Origin of the sequence: Pseudomonas floridensis, assembly GCF_002087235.1 — a bacterium.
Taxonomy (GTDB): domain Bacteria; phylum Pseudomonadota; class Gammaproteobacteria; order Pseudomonadales; family Pseudomonadaceae; genus Aquipseudomonas; species Aquipseudomonas floridensis.
The window spans coordinates 29,509-56,485 of the sequence record NZ_MUIO01000067.1; the positions used below are offsets into that span (position 1 = coordinate 29,509).

The following is a 26,977-nucleotide window of genomic DNA, read 5'->3' on the forward strand; positions in this document are numbered from 1 at the left end:
AGTGTCAGAGCATCGGCAGCGTGCTGACCACGCGCAGTGCGAGCCCTTCATAGGCATCCAGGGTGATGGTGAATTCACCCTGCTCGGTCAAGTCGCCTTCCACACGCTCGTTGATGATATCGACCACCGGCCCCGGCGCGATGTCCGGCAGGTGAAGGGTTTCCACGATGGTTTCCGAGCTGAAATTGAGCGCGGTGATCTGCGTGCCCTTGCCGGCCGGCAATTCATGCACCATCACCAGCAACCCAGGATGCTGGACGTCAGGGATCAGTATCTGGCGGCTGGCCGCGATGTCGTAAGCGCGGCGCACCGAGAGGATCTTCTTCAACTGCGAAGCGAAAGAATCCGGGCGCTCCAGTTGGCTGACCAGGCTGCCGTACAGCGACTGCGCGCGCGGCATGCCACCTTCGGACAGTTCGGCGTGCGGGTCGAGGTCGGCCAGGTCGTAGGCACCGCGATGGATCCAGCGAGTATCGCCATCCTGCATCAAGTGCTGAACCTGCTCGGCAGGCAGCGTCAGCGCGCCGACCAGATCCCAGCCAGACAAGGCGAACACGCCTGGCTGCATGGCGTTGTACATCACCAGCAGCAGGTGAATGTGCTGAATCTGCTTGATGTCGGCATCGGTGATGGTACTCAGGTCACGAATGCCCAGCGCAGCAGTGATGATGCTCGCCGTGGTGCAAGACACCCCGTTGGTGACGAATTTCAGGTTATAGGGTGCATGCTCCCCGGTCAGCCGCTCGTACATCTCTTCGCGGATATGCTCGCGCAGGATGTTGCCGGGAAAGGTCTGGCCCTGATAGTGATAGGTGTCATGGGCATGCAACGTCCAGAAATGCACCAGCTCCAGGGTCAGCTCATCGTGGTTCTGCAACGCATGGATCAGCGAGGCAGGATCGATACCGAACACATGCACCTGACGCAACATCAGACGCAGGAATTCAGTAGTGCCGGTCAACAGCGCGTGCTGATAGGCCGGTCGGGTGATGAAGTCGTAGGACAGGTCGGCGCCGCCGTGGCTCATGGACGCAATGTCGTCCAGCGTCAGGTTCAGCTCCTGAAAGCTGAAACCGCCCGCCTTGCGGATCGCACCGGCCAGCAACTGGTTGCCGGTGATCGACAACGGATGACCTTCCGACCACGCCGCGCCTTCGGCACGTCGCTCTACGCCGAGAAAACCGTTGGCATCCAGACGCAGAACCCGAGCGCCCGACACGTCGATCGCGTGCAGCGCATCGCCTATGATCATCTGTTGCGCGGCAAAACTGGGGTCCAGCCAGTTGAGGGACGGCTGGCCTTCCTTGAAATAATGCAGATAAACCCAGCGTCGCGCTTTGCCATCCACACCCTGCACCACATCCGTGGCGCTCCAGTCGGTTTCCTTGACACCGGGTTCGAAGAAAATCACCCGCTGCAACTGACCGACGATGTAGTGCTTGTCGCGCAACTGATCCACGACGTCAGGCATGAGATTGACCGCATCACGGCCTGCCGGCACGTCGGGCAGCAATTGCCAGTCCTCTTCGCGAATCTCGACCATGTGGTAAAGACCCGGATAATCTTCGTACGCCAGCTCGGCGAGCCTGAAGTCGGCGCCTTTGCCGGTGTGCGACGGAATCACGTCATCGATGATGACCGCGTTATGCGCGGCAGCGATGCGCGTCAGGCTCAACAACTGAGCGTCAGTACCCAGCTCAGGGTCGATGCCGAAGCTGATGCGGTCGAAATTGCCATCGATGCTCGGCGTACGGGTGCTGCCTTGAAGGCCGCCGGACAGCTTCAGCGGTCCGTTGTGAATACCCTGAATGCCGATTTCCGACAATGCATGCCACAAGGTTTCGTCACCCAGCGCCTCAAGTACCGAACCGCCCTCTCGGGTAACGATCGATGCAGGGTATGCGGTGAACCAGACCGAGGAAATGGCCGATGCGTCCCTCGGACGAGCCTGTGCGAAAGGCCGCTGCCAGAGCCGTCCCTGCCCCGAGTAGGTTTTGGCGCGTTGCCTTGCCGCATTCAGCATCGATTGCTCGACCAGCCAGTCCACATACTGCTTGTCCGGTATCGTCATAGCGCTCAGTCTTCCTCTTGAATCGGTGACGTTGGACGCTCGCGGGCAAGCGTCCCGAATGTATTGCCTAAGGGTATGAGCCCTGGCCGGGCGATTCGTTGCATCGGTGTAAGCTGTTCGAACCGCCACGCTGCCAATCCGTGGACAGGTTATCGCAAGCCCTGACAGTCTCAGCCCATTGCCGGCCCCCTTAATAACGCTGCACTGCCAGCATGCGTGGCTTCTTCAGCGCCTGAATCACCGCATTGGCTGCATTGGACAGCAGCGAGGTCGGGCGCGCCACCACACTGATGTGACGCATGATCGTATGGGGCAACGGTACGTGCTCGACTTCGCGCAGGTGCCCGCTGAGCAAGGCGCTTGGGATGATCGAGATGCAGTGTTGCCTGGCGACCAGGTCCAGCAGTGTCTCCAGGCAGGTGAGCTCGCCGCGATGGCTGAGGCGTACCTGAGCAGACGCCAATTGCTGATGCAGCCGGTCCAGGCCCGGATGCCGCCAGGCCACGTAACGCGAAGTCTGCGACAGTTCGGTGAAGGCGCACGGCGGCTGTTTGCCTCTGGCGGTCACCAGCACATAGTGATCGGACCAGTGATGATGCTCCAGATAATGCTCGCTCAGCACAGTGCCGGGCAGAATCAGAATGTCCGCCGTCTCCTTGATCAGCGCTTCCAGCGATGGGTTCTGCTCATTGCCGTGCAGCACATTGAGGTGGATATCCGGGTAATGACGGGCAAGAAAATCCAGCGATGTGCTCAGGCTGGTTTCCTGAATATGCGTGTGGTAATGGAGGGTGACGCTGCCGCTGACCCCATTTTTTTTAGTTGTTCGAGCGTCGCCATGATGCTGCTCAGGGTCTGGGAAATCACTTTGCCGTCGGGTGTCAGGGTGCAGCCGGAGCGGCTGCGGATAAACAAGCGCTTTTCGAAAAAGTCTTCGACTTCCTTGATCGCGTAACTGATGTTCGACTGGCTGCATCCCAGAATGGCCGCAGCTTCGGAGAACGAACCGTGCTGGGCAACGGTTTGAACGATTTTGAAGAAATGGGTTTTCATCTGTCCTGCACTCTGGATAGGGCGAAATAGGTGCGATCGGTCGCTGACGGGAGAGAGTCGAAAATGCAAGAGCCCCCGAGGACAGGCCCTTGTGCACGTATATCGGCCACATGAAGGGATCGGTCAGTCGGGGGCACGCAACCGCTGGATTTTCTGGAAAGGGCCCCGCGCGCATGCGTCAGTGCGCATACCTCGCCAGCAGGACCCCAGACACGGCAGAAAGTCTGTCAGTCACCCTGGATTTAACATCCGATGTTCCAGAAAGCGGCGTAGATCGCGATTGGCGATGAGACGTGAATCAGTCGTTTTCGGTCCAGTCGAAGTCCAGCTGCAATGCCGTGCGCTCCGCCAGTTCTCGGCTGTGCAGACGCTCCACAAGGTGCAGACTCATGTCGATCCCGGCAGAAATACCGGCTGAGGTCACGAACGACCCCTCATCGACCCAGCGCAGGGTGCTGAGGACATCCACCGACGGGAACATTTCCTTGAGGTCGGCAATGTCTTCCCAATGCGTGGTGACCTGCTTGCCGGCCAGCTTGCCGGTTTTGGCGAGCATGAACGCCCCGGTACACACGGCTGCGACCACACGGCCAGGCTCCGACTGGTCGCTGATCCAGCGGATGACGTCCGGCTTTTCCAGTTCGGCGTTGACGACGCCACCGGGCACGATCAGGCAGTCCATGGCCGGGTGATCGTTGATCGAGAAATCCGGGTCGACTTTCAGACCGGCACGCGCACGCACTGGCGCGGTGCTGCGACCGATGGTGAAGACATTGAACAACTGCTTGTCGTTACGGCTGTTGCGGGCATGCATACGGGTGGCGGTGGTGAACACTTCGTAGGGGCCAGCGAAGTCGAGAACTTCGACGTCGTCGTAGACATAAATACCGATATTGAGGGACACGAAATGGCTCCTGGGTCCGCTTGCCGGACCACGTGCAGGGTTAAGGATTCACCTGAGTGACAGCCTGCAGATTACCCAGTAGCATCAACGCCAACTACTGTCCGAAATGCCAATATCCGGTAACATCGCGCCATGAAAAATCATCTCGTCGTCGTTTTGATCTATAACCAGCTCTGCACCTTCGAATTCGGCTGCACGGTCGAGGTTTTCGCGTTGAAGAGACCCGAGCTGGGCGTGGCCTGGTATGAGTTCGCGACTTATCCGGTGGATGACGGGCCGATCACCGCTGCAGGAGGCATCACCATCGTGCCGACGCCCGGTGAAGTGTTGCTGGAAAACGCCGACACCATCATCGTGCCCGGTTGGCGCGGGGTCGAATCGCAGGTGCCGCAGCGTCTCATCGAACAGCTCCAGGCCGCTCATGCCCGTGGTGCACGCATCTGCTCGATCTGCACCGGCGCCTTCGTGCTGGCCGCGGCCGGACTGCTCGACGGGCACAAAGTGACCACTCACTGGCGTTTCACCGAGCTGCTGGCCAGCATGTACCCGGACCTGAGCATTCAGCCCAACGAACTGTATGTGGATGAAGGCTCCATTGTTACGTCCGCGGGCTCCGCTGCCGGGCTGGACATGATGCTGCACCTGGTTCGCCACGATCATGGCTCACGAGTGGCCAATATGGTGGCGCAGCGCATGGTGATTCCGCCTCATCGTGAAGGCGGCCAGTCGCAATACGCGTCGCGGCAGCTGGTGTCAGCCAGTGACGGGCCCATTTCCAATCTGATGGACTGGATTCGCAGCGACCTGAACCGCCCGCACACCATCAAGGAGATGGCCGCACGCGCGGCGGTCAGTTCACGCACCCTGCACCGCAGTTTCATGGAAAGCACGGGGCTCACGCCTTATGACTGGCTGCTGGGGGAGCGCGTGGCCTACGCAAAGGAGCTGCTGGAATCGTCGAAGTTGCGCCTCAACGAGGTGGTGGACAGGACCGGCTTTGGCTCGGAAGAGTCGTTCCGCCGACATTTCCGCAACCTGGTAGGTATCAGCCCGAGCAGTTACCGCAAGCAGTTTGCCCGGGCCTGATGTGTTGACGGTATCGCTGTGGCACGATCGCCTGCGCGGGGTCAGCGATAAATCGCACTGACCAGCGCGTCGGCGAAGTCTCCCCAGGCGCCGGTCACCGCTGTATTGGTCAGAGCGACCAGGGTGATGCCGGATACGGGATCAACCCAGTAATGGCTGCCATACAAACCGCACCATGACCAGGTACCCGCGCCCTGCGGCTGTCCGGCAGCGAGTGGGTCGGCAAGAATCACCGGCCCCAGTCCGAACGTCCAGCCTGTGCCTCGCCCCTCGATCACGCGTTCGCCAATGGCGTTGCCCAGCAGCGCTGCGGTGCTGGTGGTACTCAGCAAAGGCGCACCGCCGCGCCTCAGGCATTCCAGCAGTTTCAGGTAGTCATCGGCACTGCCCAGCAGACCCGCCCCGCCCGACTCGTAGGCGTGCGCGTCATAAATCCGGCCCGACGACACCCTGGCCAGACCGCTGTCCAGCACCAGTACATCGTCGTCGCCGATCCGCTGCACGCCGTTCACTCCCGCCTTGTAGGCCCGGGCCAGACGCCCCTGCACATGCCGAAAAGACGTCGTGTCCATGCCCAACGGCTCAGTGACACGTTCAGCAATGACCTGCGACAACGCGCACCCTGTGCCCTGCTCAACCACCGCGCCCAGCACATCCGTCGCCAGCGAATAGCCCCATGCGCTGCCCGGTTCGAACAGCAGCGGCAGGCGCGAAAGCCGTTCCAGATTTTCCTGCAAGTTGAACGGCACTCGATCCAGCCCGTCCGACACGCCTGCTTGCTGATAGGGATTGCCGCATGGCTGTTCAAAGCCGTAGCTCAACCCCGAGGTATGTGACAGCAGATGACGCAACGTGATGACCGGTACTCGACCATCGCTCAAACGTGGCCGAAAGGCTGGCAGCCAGTCCGTGACCGGCCCGTCCAGGCTCAGAACCTGTTGCTCACAGAGCTGCAGCACAACCACCGAGGTCAGCAGTTTGGTCAGTGAGGCCAGGCGAAAGCGCGTCTCGTGGGTCACACCGATCCGCCGTTCGCGGTCCGCCCAGCCGCGTGCGTCGGCATAACGCAGCACCCCGTGCTGCGCCACCCGCAACACGCCTCCAACGATCTGCCCGCGGTCGACGAAGCCGTGCCAGACCTCAGTCAGGCGCCGGACGACCTGTTCATCCACCTGTGCCATGGATCACTCCCCGTTCACCGCCCGACTGAAGATAGCGGCGTACCCGTCGGCGTCATGACGAATCGGATTGGTGTGCGAGCAGCCATCCACGAACGCCATCCGGCCAATCAATTCAGCGTCCTGTTCGTCGATGCCAATGTCACCCAGCGTATGTGGAATGCCGATCTGTTCGCGCAGCCCGAGCACCCAGCCCATCACGCCGCTGAACCCTGGCGTGGGCAAGCGCAGATACAGCGCAAGGTCGTCCATCTGCGCTGACAGTGCAGCCCGATTGGCGTTGAGCACATAGGGCAGCAGAATCGCATTGAGCAAACCATGATGCTGGTCATACAGCGCGCCCAGGCTCTGCGCGATGGCGTGCACCCCGCCCAGGCCGCGCTGAAAGGCCGCCGCGCCAAGGCTGGAAGCGACCAGCATGTGCTGGCGCGCTTCAAGATCCTGCCCGTCCGCCACCGCTCTGGGCAGGTAGGCCTTGATCATCTGCATGCCCTTGACCGACACCGCCTCGGCCATCGGGTGCCAGGCCGGCGAACACCAGGCTTCCATGCAGTGGGTCAGCGCGTCGGCCCCGGTTGCGGCAGTCAGGTGGGGTGGCAGATCCAGCGTCAGGCTGGCGTCCAGAATCGCGATGCGCGGCATCATTCGCAGGTGCAGAATGGTGCGTTTGACCCGCGCCTGCTCATCGGTGATCACCGACGCCCGGCCGACCTCCGAGCCGGTGCCTGCGGTGGTCGGCAGCGCGATGACCGGCGCGATGCCCAGCGGGTCGGCCCGCAGATGATTCTGCTCGATGTCCTCGAAGTCCCACAGCGGGCGCGTCTGCCCTGACATTAACGCCACCGCCTTGGCGGCATCCAGCGCAGAGCCTCCACCGAACGCGATCACCCCGTCGTGATCGCCGTTTTTATACGCCTCCAGCCCATCGGCGACATTGGTGCCGGTCGGGTTGCCCTTGACCCGATCGAACAGGCCGCAATGGCCCAGTTGCTGGCGACAATCTTCGACTGCGTGGCGAATCATCTCGGTGCCACCCAAAAACTGATCGGTGATCAGCAAGGGACGTTTGATACCGGTCACCCGGCAGGCCTCGGCCAGTTCGCGGACGCGTCCGGCGCCTGCGCGAATGGACGTCGGGTAATGCCAATCGTTGCTGTGCATGGTGCTGGTCCTTGAAATGAGGGTGTTGGATCGAGGGCTCGACTCAGGCCCTCGATACGGGTCGAGTCAGTCGGTCAGTTGATGAAACCGGCAGGCAACAAGCCGATCAGCAGGCGGATGCCGAAAGCGACCATGAACAGACCGGTGACGATGTCGATGACCTTCTTCATGCGCTGATAACGCGCCTGCACGGCCGGAATCGAGAACAGCGTGGCCAGCAGCACGAACCAGGAGATCGCCAGGATGGCAATGATCGACACCCCGGCGGTGCGCACCCACATCGGCATGCCCGGCGTGGTCACCGTGGTGAACACGCTGGTATAGAACGCCAGTGCCTTGGGGTTGGTCAGGTTGGTGAACAGACCGAAGCGATAGGCGCGGCTCAGACTGCCGATGCCCAGCGCGCCGATGTCACGGGGTTTGGGCTGACTGCCTGCACTGCGCAGGCTCTTGGTGCCCAGCCAGGTCAGGTACGCGCCGCCCAGCAGTTGCAAGGCCGGTTGCAGCCAGGGCAACTGCTGGAAGATCAGGCCAAGTCCGGTGGCGGCCAGCAACGCCCAGATGATGCTGCCGGACGCAACGCCCAGACCGGCGCAAATCCCTTGTTGACGCGACTGACTGAACGACAACTGGGTGATGACCAGAAAATTCGGGCCGGGGCTGATGATCAGGACAATGAACGCACCGGCGAGCGCCGTCAGCAGAGTGATCTCGTACATGGAGCCAATTCCTTTAGAGGGAGGTGAATGAAGTCGTTGAGAGGCGAGTCGATTTGTCGGTGCCCAGCGCGCTCAGGCACGCCTGCACCGTCTGGCGTGCTTCGATCAGTGCACGGCAGGTCGGGTCGGGCGTGGGAACGTAGTGGTTGTAGAACGTGCAGCCCTCGACCGCAGGTCCCAGCGCAAACAGTCGCGGGTGAGGCGTGCCATCGGCACCCACCGCGCGACCTGCCGGGTCGGTGTCGATCCCGTCGGCCGGGTACGCATGGGCCGGGCGAATCAGCCGCTGAAGCCACAGATCCCGGATCAAAGGGTCGCGACTGCTGGACACACCGCTGTGAGCGACCCGCGCCCGGATCATGCTGCCAAACGCCGCATCGGCTTGGGCGGCGGCATCCATGGGCGGCAAGACCGTCACCACGCCGGCCTTTATCAGGGCCAGCAAATCTTCGTAACGCTCTTTCTGTGGCCCGCCAACCAGCCGGTTGGAAAGCCGTGCCCAGACGTCGTAGAAGACCTGAGTCGACGATTCGGTCAGGCCATCGCGATCGGCCACCTGACGCAGCAGGTCGCGGTAGTCACGCCAGACCTCCAGCGCCTGACGTACCGGACTGTTCGCCACACCCAGCCGACTCAGCGCCAGTTCACGCTCGATCCACTGCCTGAACCATTCGGCGTACGAGGCATCGGCTGTCGACCAGGCTTCGCGGGCCAGCCAGCATTCGGGGTCGAATTCACCCCACTGTTCGGCCAGCGTCGTGAACAGCCGTTGTCGCCCGGGCTGATCGCAGGCATCGCGCAGCCACTGCTGCACCACCTTTAGTTGCTCAGGCGCGTCCAGCCGAACCGTGGCCTGATAGAACACCGCACGCATTTCGTCCTTGATCAACGGCAGTACATCGCGCTCGAAGTCCAGTTGCCCCGTGCCGCTGTGCTGCCGCAAACGAGCGATCGCTTGCGCACTGAAGTATGTCCTGGGCAGCAGGGCATGGCCGGACGGATGCCATTGCGGCCGGGCATGAAACGGCAGCCCGGAGCGTGAATACAGCGAAATTCGCGGCTCGTGCCCGGAAGGCAGGTAACGCCAGCCGATAAGGCCCGCGTCGCGCACATAACGCCCGCCGCGCCCTTGCGTCAGACTCGCCAGCGTGTCCATGGCGGTCAGCCCCAGCCCTTCGATCAGCACCGATTCACCCACGGCCTCGACGTCTTCAGTGACTGAGGAATGCCCGCACGTCAGCAGCACTGCATCAACGTCCAGTTCGCGGGTCGGTGTCTGCACACGAAAGCCCGCCTCTGCGCAGCGCTCAAAGCAGCCGGTAACCGGCTCGGCGTGGTGGCGCACCTGAACCTGCGCGGGGCATTGCTGCAGCAGGTAGCGGTAGCTGTCCTGTAGATAACGCCCCAGCAAACGGCGCGGCACGAAATCACCGAACCCGACCGGTCTGCCCTGCCCGTCCGCACTGACATGCCCCCGCGCATCAAGACCGATCGCTCTGGCCTGACACCATTGCAGAAAGGTCCAGCCCGCCGGTTCGCACGCTGGATAAGCCGACGAGAAGGCCGAAAGCTGACCCGCCATGGTATTAAGCATCAGGTAATCCGGCTGTCCGGCGTGGTGCAGGCCGCTGCCGGGAGTTCGTGGCTCGAACACCTCGATGCGCAACCGTTGCGCCCCGGCCTTGCGACCCAGGCCTATGAACTGCTCCAGCAGGCTCAACCCGCGCGCCCCCATGCCTATGATCGCGACCGAGCGAACATCATCTTCAGCGTGTGGCATCGGCGTGCCGATGCTTTCGAGAGAACGTGTCTGCATGGCCATCACCAACGGTTCGATTCAAAGAAGAAACGCGGCACTGGCAAGGCGCTGCCCTCGGCCACGGCCTGCGCATAAACGCGCTGCCCCACCGCCAGATCGAGCACGCCGAGGCCGAACGGCGAGAAGATCGACGCACGATCGGGGCTCAGCTCGACCTGGCCAGTCATCAGTTGCGCAAGCGTGCCGGTGATGAACGAACGATCCTGATACTGCTGCACCGCCAGGTCCGGCGAGGTCTGGGCCTTGAGACAATGCTCGACGTCATCGAGGATGTTGTTGGCCCCGGCAATGACTTCAGGCCCCAGGTCACGCAGGGAAATGTTCAGCACCAATTGGCCCGGCCGGAACACCGGTTCGAGCACATACGGGCTGGGCGCGGTCGTGGCGAACACCACCACATCGGCCTGCAGGCTGCTGTTCAGGTCGGCAGCCTCGCTACAGAGCCGGTGCCGAGTGGAGGCATGTTCGATCAACGCCAGCGCCGACTCGCGGTGCTGATCGAAGACGCTCACGGTATCCAGCGTCCAGCCGTCGCTGACGAACATGTCCAGAATCGTCCGCGCAATGAACCCGGCACCGATGAAGGCTATTCGCCCTGCGCGCTTTTGGTGACGGTTCATCCAGCGTGCGCCCAACACCGCCGAGGCCGCAGTGCGCATCGCGCTGATCCGCGACGCTTCCAGGCATGCGAAGGCGTAACCGGTCGATGGATCGTTGAGGATCAGCACCGCCGAGGCACGCTGCAGGCCAGACTCGGTATTGCCGGGAAAGCTGGAAATCCATTTGATGCCACTGACCGGCCGATCCCCGCACAGGCTGGCGGGCAGCGCAATGATGCGGTTGGCCGCAGCGTCGGGAAAACGCAGAAAGTAGCTGTCCGGGTTGATGGTCCGACCGGCCTCGTGGGCCAGGTAAGCGTCCTGAACATCGTCGATGCAGGCGTGCGGATCGGCTGCGAGCAGCCGCGCCACCACCTCGCCGTCGACCACATGAAACGGCGCCTGACGCTGGCGCTCGGCCGCCAGCCAAGTGGTCCACTGCGGCATGATCGGCAGATCGGCGAGCGTCATGTTCAGCACCTCGGCGCCGAAATGTCGTTCCACCCATTGATCGTCGTACAGCGTATCCAGGTAGCGCTCGCCCCAGTCAGGCGACAAGGCCACTACGACTGACCCCGGTTCGATACGCTCGCGCCAGGCGTGCACTGCCGCTGCAACCGTAGCGGTCGATCCGCCAACCAGCAGACCTTTGGTGCGCGCCAGAATGCGGCACATGGCGACAGTGCGCGATTCCGGAACCATTTCCAGCGCGTGAATGCCTTCGGCATCGAAGATCGGCGGACGCTGACTGGTGCCCAGCCCTGGAATGTATCGACGGCTGGGCGGCGTGTTGAAAGTCACCGAACCGACGCTGTCCACGGCGATGATGCGGGTGGTCGGATGGTGCCGCCGAAAATGCTGCAGACAGCCCATCAGCGTACCTGTGGTGCCCGCCCCTACGAACAGGTAATCAACGTGCCCGAAGTGCTGACTGATCGAGCGCGCCGTGGTGCGTGCATGGGCTCGTGGGTTGGCAGCGTTCTCGTATTGATTGAGCCAGACATAGCGCGGATCGCTGCCGGCCTTTTCGCGAATCAGCGCAATGCGGGTGCCGAGAAACCCGCCATTCTCGTCCGGTGTCTCGACCCGGATTACCTCAGCGCCATAGGTGCGCATCATGCGGATATTGTGGTTGGAACTGTTGGGATCGACCACGCAGGTGAAACGGATTCCACGTTCGGCGCAGAGCATGGCCAGCGCCACGCCCAGATTGCCTGAGGACGACTCGATCAGAATCGTCTCAGGGCCAATCAGGCCACGCGCCTGCAGATCATCCACCAGGCCGACGGCGGTCTTGAGCTTGATCGAGCCTGCCGGGTTGAGCGACTCCATTTTCAGATAGAAATCCGGGCCCAGCCCTGAAACCTTGAGAAAGGTCCGGTCGTGAACGATGTCGCAGATTGTGTCGTACATGAGGGTCACTTCCACTGTGCCATTAACGGTGCGTCGGTCGGGGCTTCCACGGCCTGTTCCAACGCGCTGGCGATGCGTTCGGCGCGCAGGGCCATGAGCGAAAACGACTGGCTGTCGCTGATGCCGTGACTGCGTTCGGAAAGGCCGTTGACCCAGATGTTTACGTTGCAGTCTTCCTCCATCGCGACGTTGTAATCGCGGTCGATCAGCAGGCCGCCGTCCAGATCGGCTTTCAACCAGGGCTGTAACCCGCTCAACAGCGGCGGAATCAGGTATTGCTCGTAACCGGTGCCGAGCACCACCGCATCGACTTCCAGCCATTGCGTACGCTGACTGAAGGTGTCGGTCAGCTCGACGCGGTAGCCGTCTTCACTCGCCTCAATGGCCGAGACCACGCTGTAGCCGTAGGTGCGCAGACGTTTGCGACCGACGAGGCTGTCTTCGTAGATCAGCGAGAACAACTTCTGGCTTTCGTCCGGATCGATGCCCGCGTAGTTGGTCGAGCGGCTCCAGTCGAGAAACCGGTGGCGCGCTGCATGGCTGAGGCTATGGAAGTAGTCCACATGGTCCGGGGCGAAGACCCGATTGGGGAACTGCCCCAGTTGCGTGAGTTTGAAACCGGCCGAGCGGTGCACCGAATGCACCTCGATGCCCGTATCGCGGCCGACCAGTTCCAGTACCGACTCACTGGCGCTTTGCCCTGAACCCACTACCAGCCAGCGCTTGGGCAAACGATCACCGAAGGCTTGCAGGCGGGTGAGAAACTGCGAGGTATGAAACAGCCTGGGGCCGATAAACGCCTGGAAAGCCACCGGGATACGCGGTGCGCTGCCGCTCGACAGCACCAGGTTGCGAGTGGTGAAACAAGCGTCCGGCGTGTGCACCTTGAGCCCGCACAGCCGTCCATCGCGCACTACTGGCGTGACGTCCGTTGCGGGCGCATTGAAGTGGGTGTCACTGTCGACTTGACGTGACACCCAGGCCAGGTAGTCCGACCATTCATGACGGCTGGCAGGACGGCCAAGCAGACCGAAATCGAACATCCGGCCCTGATTTTTCAGGTACATGGCGAACGAAAAGCGGCTGCGCGGGTTGCGTGGCGTCACCAGATCGCGAAACACGTGGTGATTGATGTCGGTTCCAGCCAGCAGCAGCTCGCGGTGCCAGTGCGTGTCCGGCGCCGCCTCAAGGTAGCGCACAGAGACGTTGCCCAGCGGGTCGTTGACCTCCCGCGCATCGGCAAATGCGCAGGCCAGCGCGATGCCCGCCGGGCCGAACCCGATACACACGGCGTCCGATTGATGAGGATGTGGTGTTGAATGACCCATGAAATTCCCGTCCTTAGAGTTGGGTGTAAAGGCATTGATGAAGTGAATGGCCCGTTCAATGCGGTGCGAGCGTCAGTCCACCCGGCCCAAGCCGCCAGACACTGTTGAACGCTGCGCGGTATTCGCCCTGATCGAAGCTGACCACGCCCAACGGCGTGCTGAACGGGGTGTGGTTGAGCACACCCAGCAGCTGTTGCTGGCGCCAGGCGCTGTTGGCCAGCCCCGCCAGTACGTAGAGCATCAGCAGACTTTCGCGGTAATACGTCTGCGGCGCAGTGCCGAACAGCCGGTGATGCAAGGCATCGACCGCCGCGTTGCCCTGCGGGTCGTCCGGCACACCGAAGCCGATGACATAAGTGTTGCGATCCTGCTCCGGCGCGCAGCCCAGGTGGGGTGACGCCGCGTCGTCGGTGAGCACCAGCGGCCGCGTGCTACCAGCCTCACGTCGGGAGCGCCAATGCGCGCGACTGGCACGCAGACGCCCGGCGAACACCTCGACATCAGCCTTTTCCCGCTCGCTCACGGCCTGCAGACCGGCACTGGCAAGCGCCTCACCAATGGCGCTGAGCAGCGCCTGCCCATGGGCGCTGTCGTCAGCCTGCAGATACACCGCCTGCCAGCGCCGCGCCGCAAGCCACTGCGTCAGATCCGCAGCCAGACGCCGATCCGACGGGCAAAAGCGGAACACATTGGGATGCTCGCGGGTCAGCAGATCGATGGTTGCCGCAGGCGTCAGCAGTGCAATGCCCGCCTTTTGGTACAGCGGTGCCGCGCCGATGGCTGCGTCCGACGAAAAATGCCCGATCACCAGATCGGCCTGCCAGTCGATCAACTGCTGCGCCACCTCGGCACCTCGAGCCGCACTCGCACCGTCGTCGAGAAACCGCCACTGCACCAGCCCCAATCCCGGTATGCAGTTGCGCGCCACGGCCAGAGCGCGCAGAAAAGTCCGGGCATGCGGCGTGTCCTGCGGGTCGAACAGCGCACTGACACCGACCCGCAATGCAGCGGGTTCCTGCGTCATAGAGGTCATGGCCGGATACCTGTATGACGGGCGCCACGTTGTTGCCGGTCAGGCGCCAGTGCCGACCAGCCGGGGCACGGCGAAGGCTGCCCGGTCAGACGATGACGCAGTTGATCGAAGGCAATCCGGGCGATGCCTGGCGCGAACTTGAAGCCCAGACCGGACAGGCCGGCGGCTACATACACCGGGCTCTGCTCGTCACAAAACCCCAACACCGGCCGACCATCGACGCTGTAACTGTCGAAACCCGGCAACACATCCAGCACCCGAAACCGGTCGGCCGACTCACCGGACAACTGCGCCACTCGCTGGCGGGCGTCATCGGCATGACGTGCATCAGGCAGCGCCAGATGCTCCGGCCCTACGCCACTGTCACGCAGCCCGCAACCGGTCTGTACGAGGTTGCGGGTCAAGGGAATGCCGTAGCTTTGCGTGACCGCATCGATGACCGGCATGCTCCAGTCGCTGTCGCTCATCACCCGCGCCAGCGGAATCGAGCGCGCTTGCAGACCCAGTTGCGGCACCAGACGCTGGCTCCAGGCACCGGTTGCAATCACCACGGCACGACACCGCAAGGTCACGTCACCCAGTTCGATGTGCACCAGGTCGCGGGATCGACAATCAATGGCCCCGACTTCGTGATGCTCCAGCAGCAGACCGTGCTGACGAACCACGCCACACAGCGCCGCGACGGCCTGACGTACATTGCCGACGCAGGCTCCGGGCTCGAACAGGTTGACTCGCGGCTCATCCGGACAGCGTGGGTACTGCCCGCCATCCAGCTCACGGTTGCTCAGCAGGCGCATGGGATAACGCTCGCTGCCATACAGCTCGATGGCACTGCACAGGTCGTCCAGTTGATCGACGGCAGCGCGATAGATCACTCCAGTGCGCCGCAGCGCCTGACCGTAGGTGTCTGCAAATACGCCGTCGTCCATGGCGCTGATGGCATAAGCCGCCAGTTGCATCAACAGCGGATCACTGTCGTACAGCCGCACCAACCCTCCCGAATAGCCACTGGCACCCAGGCTGCCCGCTGCGCCCTGATCAATCAGCGCGACCGACATCCCTGCGCTGCACAGCTTTGCCGCGATACTGGCGCCGGTGATCCCGGCGCCGATGACCGCTGTTTCATAATCGATGAACATCGTGATGAGTCCGTTCAGATGGAGTATTCAGCGGCCGAGCCGGACATCACCGTGGCGCTCACACGGGCTTCGGGCAGATCGAACGCCTTGAAGATCCGCGCCGACATATCCGGAATCAGCGCCTTGCCGGTCACGGCGATGAACGCGGCCAGATGGCTCACCGGTCGACCTTCCGCCAATCGGGTGCGGGTGATGGCGATCACGTCCAGCAGCACTTGGGCCATGCCTTTCATGGAGAACTGATTGGGCTCGCACGCCTTGACCCATTGCAGGCGCAACGCTTCGAGCAAGCCCGCATCGACGCCGCAGATGCCGCTCCACCAACTGCTGTCACGACGCTCGCCCGCCGCGAGCAACGCCGGGAAGAACGTCCCGAAAAGATCTTCGCGCCAGGCAAGAAAGTGCTGGAGACGGAAATCGCCCTCGCTGTCCTCTGGAGCGATGCTGGCCAGGTACAGTCGCGCGCTGTCGGCGCAAGCTTCGCGGGCAAGATCGCCGACCCAGATCGCGTGGTTGCGGCTGGTAGACAGATTGAGCCCGTCGAGCTTGAGGAACTGGTTGGGCACGAAGCGCTGCTGGACCCGAATGTCGTCCATCACCGAGAGTTGCGCCGGATACACGATGGCGTGGCTGAATACGCAGTCGAAGCCGAGAAAATGCACCAGCGCACCCTGCCCCGACTGCCAGTACTGGCGAAACAGTTCCGGACGTCCGATGCGGTCGGCGTACTCCCGAAACGCCGCCATATAGCCCGCAAGACCCATGAACCAGGTGTGCACCCGGCACGCACCGTCGGGCTGCAAATCCAGGCCGCCGTCGTGCGGACGCGTTACACCCCAGTCATGGACATGTTCGAGCGTCTCGCGCAGCCAGGTGTTGAGCGGACTACGCCACTGCCGGTCCAGCAGTCGTTCGCGCAAGGCCGGCTTGCAGGCGGCCAGTTTGAAAAACGCCCGGTGCGCTGTTTTCCAGTGTGAAGGTTGCGCACACAGCTTGCAGCGCAGGTCTGTCATCAAGGCTGCATCAGGAGCCTGCGCGCAGTTTTCGCACTGACTGGCGTCCGACTCCGCGCCGCAATAGTTGCAGTGGCCTCGGGCAAACGCCTCATAACCCCACACATTGCACTCCGGACAGTAAGGCTCGCTGGAATCGCGAAACTCGATCAGGCCTGCCTCGCGGACCTTGCCGAACACCTCGGCAACCGCCTCGGCGAACCAGTGATTGCCGTAGGGGCGCATCCAGTTGTCCGGCTGGATATTGATCGCGGCCAATGAGGCTTCGATACGGTCGGAATTGCAGTTGGCAAGCTCCACCGGGTCGACGCCGGTTTCCAGCCCCTTGCGCAGCATGTACGACTGATAGTCATCCGAATAGGACAGCAACACGCAGTCGTGACCGCGCTGACGCTGGACCCGGGTGAAGACATCGGCGGCCAGGAACGGCCCTGCGATATGCCCGATGTGCAGATCCCCGTTGGGCGTGGGCGGCGTGATGGTGACAATGTACTTAGTCATCGAGGCACCCCGTCGTTTCACAGTGCTGATCGACGAAGGCATTGACGTAGTTCATGTCCCACCACACCACGTAGAAATGAAAGTCCTCATCGGAATCATTGATGACGTAGTGGTTGGTGTGCTTCGGAATGGCTGCGATGTCGCCCACGCCAAAGGGCATTTGCCTGTCACCCACCACCAGTTGGGCATTGCCCTTGATGGCGATGAAGATTTCCTGGTCAATCTGGGTGTGCGCCTCGCTGCGAGTGCCTGAACGCACCACGCACCAGCCGCCGGCGAACGGCATCGGATAGCCTTTCCAGGGCAGCAGACGGCTGCCGTCGAGCCCATACTCATGTACCAGGGCATCGAAATCGGTTTTACGGTGTATATCGAACTTTTCCATGCTCAGACCCGTGTGCTGTGAGTGGGGCAAAGCATGAAATCTGCGGAAACAACTGGCTATCCGATCCGCTGATACGTCAGGTGCACAGCATCGAGTTTTTGAATGTGTCGCTGCGAAGCGGCACAGTAAGGCCGTCGGCGTTGCGAAGGCGCTCGCCGCCACTGGCTGAAATGTTCTGGAAGTACTTGATAACGACGCTATCCAAAACGCGTGTGCGCCGGGTCGAATGGCAGGGTTCAAGACCGCGAGAAGTGACCGGGCGACTCACCAAGCCGCGAAGCGCACCGCCCGCCTCAGGCCCGTATTTGCTCGGTTTTCGGCATGTTATGCACGGTGATAGTCACTATCGACATTGCTGATAATCAGTTTTTGGTTACGAGTGTTAACGTGGCCTTCGATGACTGAACATGTTTCCCGGTATTGCGAATCCGCATCGCGATGCCGACGAATACCTGCTCTTCTTCATCACTCCTTTGGTTAGATCTTTAAGCCACCCCACACCCCAGTGAGGTGGCTTTTTTTTGCCTACAGATCAAAGCGGTCGACCACGTTGCGCCGCTCGTTCTCGCTGCGCATGTCATAGCTGGCGGTGGTTGCAATGTGGGTGTGGTGGGCCAGTTTCTGGGCGATCGATAAATCGTACTCTTCGATGACTCGGGTGATGAACGACCGTCGAAAATCATGAGGCATGATGTTGACGCCGACCTGCCGACCACGCTGCTTGGCGATGAAATAGATCGCATGCTTGGTGATCCGCTCACGGGTGATGTTGCTGCCGCGACGAATCCGGTTGAACAGAAACGGATCGTCCGCCTGCCCTTCAGGCAGGCACGAGCGGCGCAATTGCAGCCAGTCATGCAACGCACCGAAGGCCCATTCGGGCGCGTACTTGACCAGTTGCTTGTTGCCCTTGCCCATCACCCGCAGGCTGCGCTCGGCGAAATCGACCTGCGCCAGATCCAGATCGACCGATTCGGACTTGCGCATGCCCGATCCGTACAGAATCGCGATGATGGCCGCGTCGCGTCGTCCCTGTGGCCGAGGATCGGCGGCGCAGGCTTCCATCAGTTCGCGAATCAGCGTGCGGCGGATGTTGCGTCCCTTCGCCAGCCGGGTGCCGCTGACCGCTTTGATCGAGCGGATCTTCAATAACTGATCATGACTGATCAGGTCGTGCCGCCAGGCTTCGTTCATCACCCCGCGAATGGCGTTGACATACAGAGACGTGGTGTTCGGTGCATAGTTATCTTCGCGCAAAGTGGCCACCAGCGCGGTGACATGTCCGGGCTGCAGGGTATGCCAGGGAATATCATGAATATCGACGTCAGCCATGCCCAGCCGGTCGGCGGCGTCCTGCAGCACGTACTTCATGGTCAGGCGGCTGGAAGGCGCCAGACGGGCCAGATAGAGCCGCAGCGGATTGCTGACATCCGGCAGCGAGGGCGATTGCCTGGTGCTTGCAGCCTGGTCGGAGGATGGATCGTACGACATGTCGAGCGGGGCCTTTGTAGTGCAAGTGACGTGGATGAAGCCGGCACTTTTCAATCAGTTCAAAGCCATGACTTTAGCACGCTGACCGAAGCAAACCCCGGTTACATCTCAACGCTTGAAAGAGTGGTCACGTGGGGTAGCCTTTTCGCCCATTCTCCCCACATCGCAAGTCGAGCCAGCGTGTTCTTACCCCAACACCATCCCCAACCTAGTCAGATTTTTGCGGACATCAATGCCGCGTTCATCAGCGAAGCCGCCGCCGGTTTCTGGCTGCTGGCACACCAGCTCGATCAGCGCAGCGAAGCTGAACGGCTGGCCAATATCCAGGCAGGATTTGCAGCCACTTGGGCGCGAGCCGTCAAGGACGCGTTTCGACTGGGCAATCCTGATCTGCATGTGCTGCTCAACCTGTCGGCCTCCACGCTGGAACGCCGTCTGCACCAGCAGCAGCCTCTGGACCAGGTGGCCTCGGAGCGTCTGGACCGTGTTGCAAGGGTTGCCATCCATGCGCTAGAGGTACTCGAAACGCCCGAACGGGCCAGCCTGTGGATGCGAACGCTTCAACCGTTACTGGGTGAGCAGATGCCTCTGAGGATGTGTGAAACGGATATCGGCACACGACAGGTCCATCGGGCGATTGCCGCCTTGGGTTACGGCGGCCCTGCCTGATGGATGCCTGGAGAATTTCACGCGCTGCCTTTGCCAGGGATTGCTCAGGTCAACACGCCGCACAGTTCGGCGCACGCTGGAATCAGCAGGATCATCGAGCCCTGTACGTTACGCTGACGCCGGCGCTCTGCGCGCTGGAAGCGCTAATGCACGCTCGTGAGCTGCCGCAGGACCTGAAACTGGTTCAGTTGAAGCTGCCGGATGGCCCGGCGCTTTACCATGCGCCTGACTTCGAACAGTTGCCTTCCGGATGGGATGCGCACCCCGCCGACACACCCGGTCAGCAGTTCGGCACCCCCTGGCTCATACAAGGGCTGCATCTGGGGCTGATTCTGCCGTCATCCATTCTGCCGCAGACGCACATCCTTATGCTCAACCCCGCACATTCGGCAGCCGAGCGGATCGAAATCGTCGATATCAGCGCCTTCCCTCACTGGCCGGTATCGACCACCACACGTCCACGCACTTGCCCGGCGATCAGTTGAGGCGCGATATCGATGACCTCGCTCAGACCAATCTCGCGACTGATCAGCGGCAGCAATGAAGTATCCAGGTCGTTCGCCAGCCTCGACCAGGCTTCCAGGCGATCGGCGCGAGGCCGGTTGACGCTGTCGATCCCGGCCAGTGTCACGCCGCGCAGAATGAACGGTGCGACCGATCCGGGAAAGTCCATCCCTTGCGCCAGACCGCACGCGGCAACAATGCCACGGTATTTGATCCCGGCGCAGACGTTGGCCAGCGTATGGCTGCCCACCGAGTCGATGGCCGCCGCCCACTGCTCCTTGCCCAGCGGACGACCGGGCCCGGACAGCGTCGCCCGATCAATGATTCGCGCTGCGCCCAGGCTGCTGAGGTAGTCGCTCTCCGCGACGCGTCCCGTGGACGCCACAACGTGATAACCAAGCCTGGCGAGAATGGCGACCGCGAAGCTGCCCACACCGCCGTTGGCGCCGGTGACAAGGACTTCACCGTCCTGCGGCTGGACGCCATGCTTCTGCAGCGCGATTACGCTGAGCATGGCGGTGTATCCGGCCGTGCCGATGGCCATGGCCTGGCTGGCGGTGAATGACATAGGCAGCGGAATCAGCCAGTCGCCTTTCAGACGCGCCCTCTGCGCCAGCCCGCCCCAATGCCCTTCGCCCACGCCCCAGCCGTTGAGCAACACCTGGTCGCCGGGCTTGAAGGCCGACGTCTCGCTGTGTTCCACGACGCCCGCCAGATCAACACCCGGCACCATCGGGAACTTTCGGACAATGGGGCTCTGCCCGGTCAGCGCCAATGCATCCTTATAATTGAGCGTGCTGTGCGAAACGCGCACGGTCACGTCGCCTTGCGGCAGGTCGGCGGCGTCCAGTTCGGTGAGTTTCACGTGGTAACCGGATTCGTCCTTATCAATCAAAATCGCTTTGAACATGCCTGAAGACATAGCGCCCTCCAATTTAGACCGATCGTCTTTAAATAGACCTTAAACAATCACTGCGGCAATCCGCGAAGAAAGCCGGCAATGAATGTGTTCAACGGAGTGTCATTTTTGACCAGCCGGGCACGCAGCACAGCGCCCTCCCAACCAATCCAGAAAAACGCTGCCAGCTCGTTGCAATTGGCGTGTCTGGCCAGTTCACCCTGGTCCTGTGCAGCCTTGAGGCACGCGGCCAGTCGGGACTGCCAGTCCAGCAACGTGTGCTCCAGCACCTCACGAAAGCCTTCGGGCAACAGACAGATTTCCTGCCCCAGATTGCCCACCATGCACCCGCGTCGGTAGTCGTGACGGGCCATGCCTGCCTTTGCGCTCTGCACGAACCCGACCAATCGTTCCAGCGGCGACAGGCTTTCGTCCAGAAGCCAGCGATCAAGGCGTTGGGCAAAGTAGCGGGAATATTCATCCAGGACCGCGCGGCCAAACGCTTCCTTGCTCGGGAAATAATGATAGAACGAGCCCTTGGGCACGCCGATTTCCTTGAGGATGTAGTCGATTCCGGTCGCTGAGAAGCCCTGCTCCGTAAGGACTTCAAGGCCACGACGCAACAGCGTCTCGCGGGTTTCGAGGTTATCGCGGTCCACCTTGGGCGGGCGGCCGGGACGTCGGGGATGGGCTGGCCGGGTCGGTAAAGTGGTCATGCAGAGGATATTAGACCGATCGTCTTTTATGTCAACAGCCTGGCGAAAAGAGGCTGTAATCAGTCGAACGCGTCAATTGCCAAACAGAGCATGCCGCGCTCAAATGTCGGTCTTTCATTCGCCACGGATCAGGAGCTTCGCATGCGCCTTTGGACAGACACCCGCATTCTGCAACTCTTCGGAATCGAAGTGCCCATCCTTCACGCCCCGATGGCGGGCGCAACCGGACCGTCCATGGCCATTGCCGTCGCGAACGCAGGAGGACTGGCCTCCTTGCCGTGCGCCCTGCTCACCCTGGACCAGGTCAGCGAGGAAGTGGCCGTTTTCCGCCAAAACAGCGCGGCGCCGCTGAACCTGAATTTCTTCTGCCACCAGCCGCCCGTTGCCGATGCGTTACAGGCCGAACGCTGGAAACAGGCGCTCAAGCCCTACTACGAAGAGTTGGGTGCCGATTTCGACGCACCGACGCCGGTCTCCAATCGCGCACCCTTCGACCAAGACAGCTGTGCGCTGGTCGAGCGCGTAAGGCCTGAAGTCGTGAGCTTTCATTTTGGCCTTCCCGAACAGACCCTGCTGGATCGCGTTCGCGCCACTGGAGCGAAAATCATCGCCTCGGCGACCACCGTGGAAGAAGCAGTCTGGCTGGAACGTCAGGGTTGCGATGCCATCATTGCCATGGGTTATGAGGCGGGCGGCCATCGTGGGCTGTTTCTCAGTGACCAGTTGCATACTCAGGTCGGTACGTTCGCACTGGTTCCTCAGGTCGTCGACGCCGTGAGCGTGCCGGTGATCGCGGCCGGCGGCATAGCCGATGGACGTGGCGTCGCAGCCGCAATGGTGCTGGGCGCAGCGGCGGTTCAGGTCGGAACGGCTTACCTGTTCTGCCCGGAGGCCAAGGTCAGTGCACCGCATAGGCATGCGTTGAGCACCGCCCGAGACAGCGACACCGGCGTGACCAATATTTTCACTGGCCGCCCGGCACGGGGCATCATGAACCGGGTCATGCGTGAAGTCGGCCCCATGAGCCCGCTCGCCCCCACCTTCCCGCTCGCCGGGGGTGCGCTGATGCCATTGAGGGCCAAGGCCGAACCGCAAGGCAGTGGCGACTTCATGAACCTCTGGGCGGGCCAGGCAGTCGGTATCAAGCATTCGCTCGGTGCGGCCGAACTCACACGGCAATTGGCCGAGGATGCACTGAGAATTCTGAGCCACGCATGAAACATTGCTTTCAGAAAGGAGAAGGATCGCTATATATTTAAATATATAGCGAAACGCCTCCAGCCCGGTGGCGCACCCTTCAAACCTTCATGGAGCTGTTACATGCCTGCGTTCCCGCTGCGAGCCTTTTTGACGTCCTCTGTTCTCATGCTGGCTGCATCGGGCGCGCCATGCGCCCTGGCCGATGAAGTTCAAGTGGCGGTCGCCGCCAACTTCACCGCGCCTGTACAGGCGATTGCCAAGGACTTCGAACGGGACACCGGACACAAACTGGTTGCAGCTTTCGGAGCCACCGGCCAGATATACACCCAGATCAAGAATGGCGCGCCGTTCGAAGTGTTTCTGTCGGCTGATGACACCACACCGGCAAAACTCGAGCAGGAAGGCGACACCGTGAAGGGATCACGTTTCACTTATGCGGTCGGCACACTCGCGCTGTGGTCTGCACAGCCAGGCTACGTTGACGCCAAGGGTGACGTACTCAAGGGCGATCAGTACCAGCATCTGTCCATCGCCAATCCGAAGACTGCGCCTTATGGACTGGCGGCCACACAGGTGCTGGACAGGCTACAACTGACTGACGCCACACGGTCCAGAATCGTCGAAGGCCAAAGCATCACCCAGGCCTACCAGTTCGTGTCCACCGGCAACGCGGAACTGGGCTTCGTCGCGCTGTCGCAGATCTACAAGGACGGAAAACTCACCAGCGGCTCGGCCTGGATCGTACCGGCCGCCCTTCACGACCCGATCAGACAAGATGCGGTAATCCTTAACAAGGGCAAGGACAGCGCTGCCGCCAAGGCCCTGGTCGAGTACCTCAAAGGCCCACAGGCCGCGGCCATCATCAGATCGTTCGGATACCAGTTGTAAATGCCGCTGGGAAGCGCTGACATCGCGGCGATCTGGCTGACGCTGAAGCTGGCGTCGCTGACCACCGTGATCCTGCTGATCGTCGGCACGCCCATCGCACTGTGGCTGACGCATACCCGGTCATGGCTCAAGGGCCCGGTCGGCGCCATCGTCGCCCTGCCCCTGGTGCTGCCGCCCACGGTGATCGGGTTTTACCTGCTGTTGCTGCTAGGCCCTAACGGTGCCGTTGGGCAACTGACCCAAAGCCTGGGCCTGGGAACGCTGACCTTCAGCTTTACCGGGCTGGTCATCGGCTCGGTTCTGTACTCGATGCCCTTCGTGGTTCAGCCATTGCAGAATGCCTTTTCGGCCATCGGCACGCGCCCGCTCGAAGTGGCCGCCACGTTGCGGGCCGGTCCTTGGGACACGTTTTTCAGCGTAATCCTGCCGCTGGCCAGACCCGGCTTTATTACCGGGGCGATTTTGGGGTTTGCCCACACGGTCGGCGAATTCGGGGTGGTATTGATGATCGGTGGCAACATCCCGGAAAAGACCCGCGTGGTATCGGTGCAGATTTTCGACCATGTCGAATCCATGGAATACCTGCAAGCGCACTGGCTGGCCGGGGCGATGCTGGTGTTTTCGTTTGTGGTGCTGCTGGCGCTCTATTCCAGCGGCAAAGCCAGACAGGGATGGAGTTGACTCATGCCGCCGTCCATTGAAGTGCGACTGCACATGGCTTACCCCGACTTCCGGGTGAATGTCGACCTGACGCTGCCTGGCAGCGGAGTCACGGCGCTTTACGGCCCCTCGGGCTCGGGGAAGACCACCTGCCTGCGCTGTATCGCCGGGCTCGAGAAGGCCGGTCAGGCCTTCATCCGCATCAACGATGAAGTCTGGCAAGACAGCGACAACGGCTTGTTTCTGGCCCCACACAAACGGGCGATCGGTTATGTGTTTCAGGAAGCCAGTCTGCTCGCGCACTTGTCAGTAAGGAAGAACCTGGAGTTCGGTTTCAAGCGCATAGCGCATGACGCGCGCAACATTCAGGTGTCGCAGGCCGCTGAGCTGCTGGGCATTGATCACCTGCTGGAGCGGCATCCGGACAAGCTCTCCGGCGGCGAACGTCAACGGGTCGGCATCGCCCGTGCGCTGTTGACCAGCCCAAGACTGATGCTGCTCGACGAACCACTCTCGGCGCTGGACAGCAGGCGCAAAAGCGAGATCCTGCCGTATCTGGAGCGTCTGCACCGGGAACTCGACATTCCCATGCTGTACGTCAGTCACGCGCAGGACGAGGTTGCACGTCTGGCTGATCACATGGTGCTGCTTGAAGCTGGCAACGTACTGGCCAGCGGACCGATTGGTGAAACCCTCGCGCGCCTGGACCTGCCGCTGGCGATGGGTAACGATGCCGGTGTGGTGATAGAGGGCGCTGTCAGTGAATACGACGCGCATTACCAGTTATTGACCATCACCCTGCCCGGCAGCGCCCTTTCCATGCGCGTGGCGCACGCCGAGATGCAGCCGCGCACAACGTTGCGCGTCAAGGTTCAGGCCCGGGATGTCAGCCTCAGCCTGCAGCCTGACCAGCAGAGCAGTATCCTCAACCGCTTGCCGGTGGTCGTGATGGACGAAATGGTCGCGGACAATTCGGCGCATGTACTGGTCAGGCTGGACGCGGGCGGCACACCGCTGCTGGCGCGCATCACCCGCTACTCCAGCGACCAGTTGCAATTGCATCGAGGTCAGTCGCTATGGGCACAGATCAAGGCGGTCGCCGTGCTTGCGTAATGGCATTTACCCAGTCGTCGGACGCAAATAAACGGCACCACCGAAAAAGAGCGCGGTCAGTGTTGTTAACTGTCTCTGGAATTTCGCCATGCCTGACTCGACCATCATCAGCCCGCTCGCCAGCGATCTGCATTACGTAGACGACACTCAGCCCGGATTCACGCGCAAGGTCTTGCGCGGCAAATTTGCCTACTTCAATACCAAGGGCGAGCGGATCAAAGATGAGTCTGAGGTCAAGCGCATCAACGCGCTGGCGGTTCCACCCGCCTACACCGACGTGTGGATCTGCGCCGATCCCAATGGTCACTTGCAGGCCACCGGCCGCGACGCTCGTGGTCGCAAGCAGTACCGCTATCACCCTCGCTGGCGCGAGATACGCGATCAGGACAAATATTCGCGCATGATCGAGTTCGGTCATGCGCTGCCCAAGGTACGCAAGCAGATAGAAGCGCAACTTGCCCAACCGGGCATGGGTCGCGAAAAGGTCATGGCAACCGTGGTTTCGCTGCTTGATGCCACTTTGATTCGCATCGGCAACAGTCAATACGCCAAGGAAAACCGTTCCTATGGTCTGACCACCTTGCGCAATAAGCACGTGGAAGTGAAAGGCGGCCAGATTCTGTTTGAATTCCGCGGTAAAAGCGGCGTGGAGCATCGGGTCACAGTCAAGGACCGGCGACTGGCCACTGTTATCAAGCGCTGCATGGAATTGCCGGGACAGAACCTGTTTCAGTACCTGGATGATGACGGCGTGCGCCACACGGTGACTTCGTCAGACATCAACGCCTACTTGCAAAGCCTCACTGGCTCGGACTTCACAGCCAAGGATTATCGGACCTGGGCGGCAAGCGCGCTGGCACTGGCTACCTTGCAGAAGCTGCATTGGGAGCCGGAAGCCGATGCCAAAAAGCATATCGTCGACATGGTCAAAGCGGTTTCAAAACAACTGGGCAACACGCCAGCCATCTGCCGCAAGTGCTATATCCACCCTGCTGTGCTTGAGGGCTTTCTGCTCGGCAATCTGGCAAAACTCCCGCGCCTTAGACAGCGCAAGGGCCTGAGGCTTGAAGAAGTTGCCCTGGCGAGCTACCTGCGCACTTTGGCAGATCGCATAGAAGCCGAAGCAGGCAAGGTCAAGCCCTGACCTTTACGGGTAATCCGCAAGGCCGGTCATTGCTCGGCAGTGACCGGTGACTTCCTTGCCATACCTGATGGCTGCCTGCTACCCGTGTCGTAAGTGCTGGAAAGCTCTTCTATGGTGTTCACCAGATGACGTACAGCCTGCTGGACCTCGACGAAGATGTCGTCCGGTGCGCCTGATGCGTAACTCATCCGGTTGACGATGTTATCCAGCTCCACGCCTGTCGTGCGCCGGCTGGTCAACACGTAAAGAACATCCACCCCTACATTGGCAACGGCGGCCAGGTAATCAGCCT

Annotated in this window: 24 protein-coding genes and 2 pseudogenes; 8 read left to right on the forward strand and 18 right to left on the reverse strand. The window is 61.5% G+C overall.

Features of this window, described 5'->3' with window-relative positions:
• Nucleotides 1-4 precede the first annotated feature (4 nt).
• The 4 genes from treS to BZK31_RS16755 all read right to left on the reverse strand — a co-directional run bounded on the left by treS (nt 5) and on the right by BZK31_RS16755 (nt 4,028).
• Complete coding sequence (treS, locus tag BZK31_RS16740; protein ID WP_083184067.1) at nt 5-2,071, reverse strand: maltose alpha-D-glucosyltransferase; 2,067 nt, start codon at nt 2,069-2,071, stop codon at nt 5-7.
• A 190-nt stretch (nt 2,072-2,261) separates the two neighbouring features.
• Nucleotides 2,262-2,843: a substrate-binding domain-containing protein gene (locus BZK31_RS16745; protein ID WP_083184091.1), complete on the reverse strand. Its 582-nt coding sequence runs from the start codon at nt 2,841-2,843 to the stop codon at nt 2,262-2,264.
• Nucleotides 2,825-3,124, reverse strand: a complete 300-nt coding sequence (locus BZK31_RS16750; protein ID WP_083184068.1) for a LysR family transcriptional regulator — start codon at nt 3,122-3,124, stop codon at nt 2,825-2,827. The genes BZK31_RS16745 and BZK31_RS16750 overlap by 19 nt, the downstream gene beginning before the upstream one ends.
• 298 nt (nt 3,125-3,422) lie before the next feature.
• Complete coding sequence (locus BZK31_RS16755; RefSeq protein WP_083184069.1) at nt 3,423-4,028, reverse strand: DJ-1/PfpI family protein; 606 nt, start codon at nt 4,026-4,028, stop codon at nt 3,423-3,425.
• Between the two features lie 132 nt (nt 4,029-4,160).
• Between BZK31_RS16755 and ftrA the strand changes: the two genes are divergently transcribed.
• Nucleotides 4,161-5,114, forward strand: coding sequence for a transcriptional regulator FtrA (gene ftrA / locus BZK31_RS16760; RefSeq protein WP_083184070.1), 954 nt, complete (start codon nt 4,161-4,163; stop codon nt 5,112-5,114).
• Here ftrA and BZK31_RS16765 read toward each other — a convergent pair.
• The 11 genes and pseudogenes from BZK31_RS16765 to BZK31_RS16815 form a co-directional block, all read right to left on the reverse strand.
• A pseudogene (locus tag BZK31_RS16765) lies at nt 5,074-6,295 on the reverse strand (serine hydrolase domain-containing protein). The gene ftrA and the pseudogene BZK31_RS16765 sit on opposite strands and share 41 nt — an antisense overlap.
• A gap of 3 nt (nt 6,296-6,298) precedes the next feature.
• Complete coding sequence (locus BZK31_RS16770; RefSeq protein ID WP_083184072.1) at nt 6,299-7,453, reverse strand: iron-containing alcohol dehydrogenase; 1,155 nt, start codon at nt 7,451-7,453, stop codon at nt 6,299-6,301.
• 74 nt (nt 7,454-7,527) lie between these two features.
• Nucleotides 7,528-8,172 (reverse strand): LysE family transporter, encoded by a 645-nt coding sequence (locus tag BZK31_RS16775; protein ID WP_083184073.1) that lies wholly within the window; start codon nt 8,170-8,172, stop codon nt 7,528-7,530.
• A gap of 13 nt (nt 8,173-8,185) precedes the next feature.
• Entirely contained in the window at nt 8,186-9,952 is a 1,767-nt protein-coding gene (locus BZK31_RS16780) for an FAD/NAD(P)-binding protein (protein ID WP_083184092.1), read from the reverse strand.
• A gap of 41 nt (nt 9,953-9,993) precedes the next feature.
• The gene (gene sbnB / locus BZK31_RS16785; protein ID WP_083184074.1) at nt 9,994-12,003 is read right to left on the reverse strand and encodes a 2,3-diaminopropionate biosynthesis protein SbnB; all 2,010 of its coding nucleotides are present in this window, start codon (nt 12,001-12,003) and stop codon (nt 9,994-9,996) included.
• A gap of 5 nt (nt 12,004-12,008) precedes the next feature.
• Nucleotides 12,009-13,331, reverse strand: a complete 1,323-nt coding sequence (locus BZK31_RS16790) for a SidA/IucD/PvdA family monooxygenase (RefSeq protein WP_083184075.1) — start codon at nt 13,329-13,331, stop codon at nt 12,009-12,011.
• Nucleotides 13,332-13,386: 55 nt separating this feature from the next.
• Nucleotides 13,387-14,364 carry an ABC transporter substrate-binding protein gene (locus BZK31_RS16795; protein ID WP_083184076.1) on the reverse strand — a complete coding sequence of 326 codons (978 nt, stop codon included), beginning with the start codon at nt 14,362-14,364 and terminating at the stop codon, nt 13,387-13,389.
• Nucleotides 14,361-15,503 (reverse strand): NAD(P)/FAD-dependent oxidoreductase, encoded by a 1,143-nt coding sequence (locus BZK31_RS16800; protein WP_083184077.1) that lies wholly within the window; start codon nt 15,501-15,503, stop codon nt 14,361-14,363. Before BZK31_RS16800 ends, BZK31_RS16795 begins: the two co-directional genes overlap by 4 nt.
• Before the next feature lie 14 nt (nt 15,504-15,517).
• Nucleotides 15,518-17,017: a methionine--tRNA ligase gene (locus tag BZK31_RS16805; RefSeq protein WP_083184078.1), complete on the reverse strand. Its 1,500-nt coding sequence runs from the start codon at nt 17,015-17,017 to the stop codon at nt 15,518-15,520.
• Nucleotides 17,010-17,402, reverse strand: a complete 393-nt coding sequence (locus BZK31_RS16810; protein WP_083184079.1) for a cupin domain-containing protein — start codon at nt 17,400-17,402, stop codon at nt 17,010-17,012. Before BZK31_RS16810 ends, BZK31_RS16805 begins: the two co-directional genes overlap by 8 nt.
• 525 nt (nt 17,403-17,927) lie before the next feature.
• Nucleotides 17,928-18,893, reverse strand: coding sequence for a site-specific integrase (locus tag BZK31_RS16815; protein ID WP_083184080.1), 966 nt, complete (start codon nt 18,891-18,893; stop codon nt 17,928-17,930).
• Nucleotides 18,894-19,109: 216 nt separating this feature from the next.
• Here BZK31_RS16815 and BZK31_RS16820 point away from each other — a divergent pair, with 216 nt between their 5' ends.
• Together BZK31_RS16820 and BZK31_RS16825 are read left to right on the forward strand one after the other, a co-directional pair.
• Nucleotides 19,110-19,562 carry an antitoxin Xre-like helix-turn-helix domain-containing protein gene (locus BZK31_RS16820; RefSeq protein WP_083184093.1) on the forward strand — a complete coding sequence of 151 codons (453 nt, stop codon included), beginning with the start codon at nt 19,110-19,112 and terminating at the stop codon, nt 19,560-19,562.
• Nucleotides 19,562-20,047 carry an RES family NAD+ phosphorylase gene (locus BZK31_RS16825; protein WP_083184081.1) on the forward strand — a complete coding sequence of 162 codons (486 nt, stop codon included), beginning with the start codon at nt 19,562-19,564 and terminating at the stop codon, nt 20,045-20,047. The genes BZK31_RS16820 and BZK31_RS16825 overlap by 1 nt, the downstream gene beginning before the upstream one ends.
• Here BZK31_RS16825 and acuI read toward each other — a convergent pair.
• Both acuI and acuR read right to left on the reverse strand, forming a co-directional pair.
• Complete coding sequence (gene acuI, locus BZK31_RS16830) at nt 19,993-20,976, reverse strand: acrylyl-CoA reductase (NADPH) (protein WP_083184094.1); 984 nt, start codon at nt 20,974-20,976, stop codon at nt 19,993-19,995. The two genes, BZK31_RS16825 and acuI, sit on opposite strands and share 55 nt — an antisense overlap.
• 59 nt (nt 20,977-21,035) lie before the next feature.
• Entirely contained in the window at nt 21,036-21,680 is a 645-nt protein-coding gene (gene acuR / locus BZK31_RS16835; RefSeq protein WP_083184082.1) for an acrylate utilization transcriptional regulator AcuR, read from the reverse strand.
• A gap of 141 nt (nt 21,681-21,821) precedes the next feature.
• Here acuR and BZK31_RS16840 point away from each other — a divergent pair, with 141 nt between their 5' ends.
• The 5 genes from BZK31_RS16840 (at nt 21,822) to BZK31_RS16860 (ending at nt 26,685) form a co-directional block, all read left to right on the forward strand.
• Nucleotides 21,822-22,898, forward strand: coding sequence for an NAD(P)H-dependent flavin oxidoreductase (locus tag BZK31_RS16840; RefSeq protein WP_083184083.1), 1,077 nt, complete (start codon nt 21,822-21,824; stop codon nt 22,896-22,898).
• Nucleotides 22,899-23,045: 147 nt separating this feature from the next.
• Nucleotides 23,046-23,768, forward strand: coding sequence for a molybdate ABC transporter substrate-binding protein (gene modA / locus BZK31_RS16845; protein ID WP_244182695.1), 723 nt, complete (start codon nt 23,046-23,048; stop codon nt 23,766-23,768).
• Nucleotides 23,769-24,449 carry a molybdate ABC transporter permease subunit gene (modB, locus tag BZK31_RS16850; protein ID WP_083184085.1) on the forward strand — a complete coding sequence of 227 codons (681 nt, stop codon included), beginning with the start codon at nt 23,769-23,771 and terminating at the stop codon, nt 24,447-24,449.
• Nucleotides 24,450-24,452: 3 nt separating this feature from the next.
• Nucleotides 24,453-25,541 carry a molybdenum ABC transporter ATP-binding protein gene (gene modC, locus BZK31_RS16855; RefSeq protein WP_083184086.1) on the forward strand — a complete coding sequence of 363 codons (1,089 nt, stop codon included), beginning with the start codon at nt 24,453-24,455 and terminating at the stop codon, nt 25,539-25,541.
• Nucleotides 25,542-25,629: 88 nt separating this feature from the next.
• Entirely contained in the window at nt 25,630-26,685 is a 1,056-nt protein-coding gene (locus BZK31_RS16860) for a DNA topoisomerase IB (protein WP_083184087.1), read from the forward strand.
• 26 nt (nt 26,686-26,711) lie between these two features.
• Here the strand turns inward: BZK31_RS16860 and BZK31_RS16865 are convergent.
• Nucleotides 26,712-26,977 (reverse strand): annotated as a pseudogene (locus BZK31_RS16865) (hypothetical protein); the annotation flags it as partial.

Coding starts and splice junctions, on each gene's coding strand:
- treS (WP_083184067.1), bottom strand. CDS start 2,071: ATGACGATACCGGACAAGCAGTATGTGGACTGGCTGGTCGAGCAATCG.
- BZK31_RS16750 (WP_083184068.1), bottom strand. CDS start 3,124: ATGAAAACCCATTTCTTCAAAATCGTTCAAACCGTTGCCCAGCACGGT.
- ftrA (WP_083184070.1), top strand. CDS start 4,161: ATGAAAAATCATCTCGTCGTCGTTTTGATCTATAACCAGCTCTGCACC.
- BZK31_RS16770 (WP_083184072.1), bottom strand. CDS start 7,453: ATGCACAGCAACGATTGGCATTACCCGACGTCCATTCGCGCAGGCGCC.
- BZK31_RS16775 (WP_083184073.1), bottom strand. CDS start 8,172: ATGTACGAGATCACTCTGCTGACGGCGCTCGCCGGTGCGTTCATTGTC.
- BZK31_RS16780 (WP_083184092.1), bottom strand. CDS start 9,952: ATGCCACACGCTGAAGATGATGTTCGCTCGGTCGCGATCATAGGCATG.
- sbnB (WP_083184074.1), bottom strand. CDS start 12,003: ATGTACGACACAATCTGCGACATCGTTCACGACCGGACCTTTCTCAAG.
- BZK31_RS16790 (WP_083184075.1), bottom strand. CDS start 13,331: ATGGGTCATTCAACACCACATCCTCATCAATCGGACGCCGTGTGTATC.
- BZK31_RS16795 (WP_083184076.1), bottom strand. CDS start 14,364: ATGACCTCTATGACGCAGGAACCCGCTGCATTGCGGGTCGGTGTCAGT.
- BZK31_RS16800 (WP_083184077.1), bottom strand. CDS start 15,503: ATGTTCATCGATTATGAAACAGCGGTCATCGGCGCCGGGATCACCGGC.
- BZK31_RS16805 (WP_083184078.1), bottom strand. CDS start 17,017: ATGACTAAGTACATTGTCACCATCACGCCGCCCACGCCCAACGGGGAT.
- BZK31_RS16810 (WP_083184079.1), bottom strand. CDS start 17,402: ATGGAAAAGTTCGATATACACCGTAAAACCGATTTCGATGCCCTGGTA.
- BZK31_RS16815 (WP_083184080.1), bottom strand. CDS start 18,893: ATGTCGTACGATCCATCCTCCGACCAGGCTGCAAGCACCAGGCAATCG.
- BZK31_RS16825 (WP_083184081.1), top strand. CDS start 19,562: ATGGATGCCTGGAGAATTTCACGCGCTGCCTTTGCCAGGGATTGCTCA.
- acuI (WP_083184094.1), bottom strand. CDS start 20,976: ATGTTCAAAGCGATTTTGATTGATAAGGACGAATCCGGTTACCACGTG.
- acuR (WP_083184082.1), bottom strand. CDS start 21,680: ATGACCACTTTACCGACCCGGCCAGCCCATCCCCGACGTCCCGGCCGC.
- BZK31_RS16840 (WP_083184083.1), top strand. CDS start 21,822: ATGCGCCTTTGGACAGACACCCGCATTCTGCAACTCTTCGGAATCGAA.
- modA (WP_244182695.1), top strand. CDS start 23,046: ATGCTGGCTGCATCGGGCGCGCCATGCGCCCTGGCCGATGAAGTTCAA.
- modB (WP_083184085.1), top strand. CDS start 23,769: ATGCCGCTGGGAAGCGCTGACATCGCGGCGATCTGGCTGACGCTGAAG.
- modC (WP_083184086.1), top strand. CDS start 24,453: ATGCCGCCGTCCATTGAAGTGCGACTGCACATGGCTTACCCCGACTTC.
- BZK31_RS16860 (WP_083184087.1), top strand. CDS start 25,630: ATGCCTGACTCGACCATCATCAGCCCGCTCGCCAGCGATCTGCATTAC.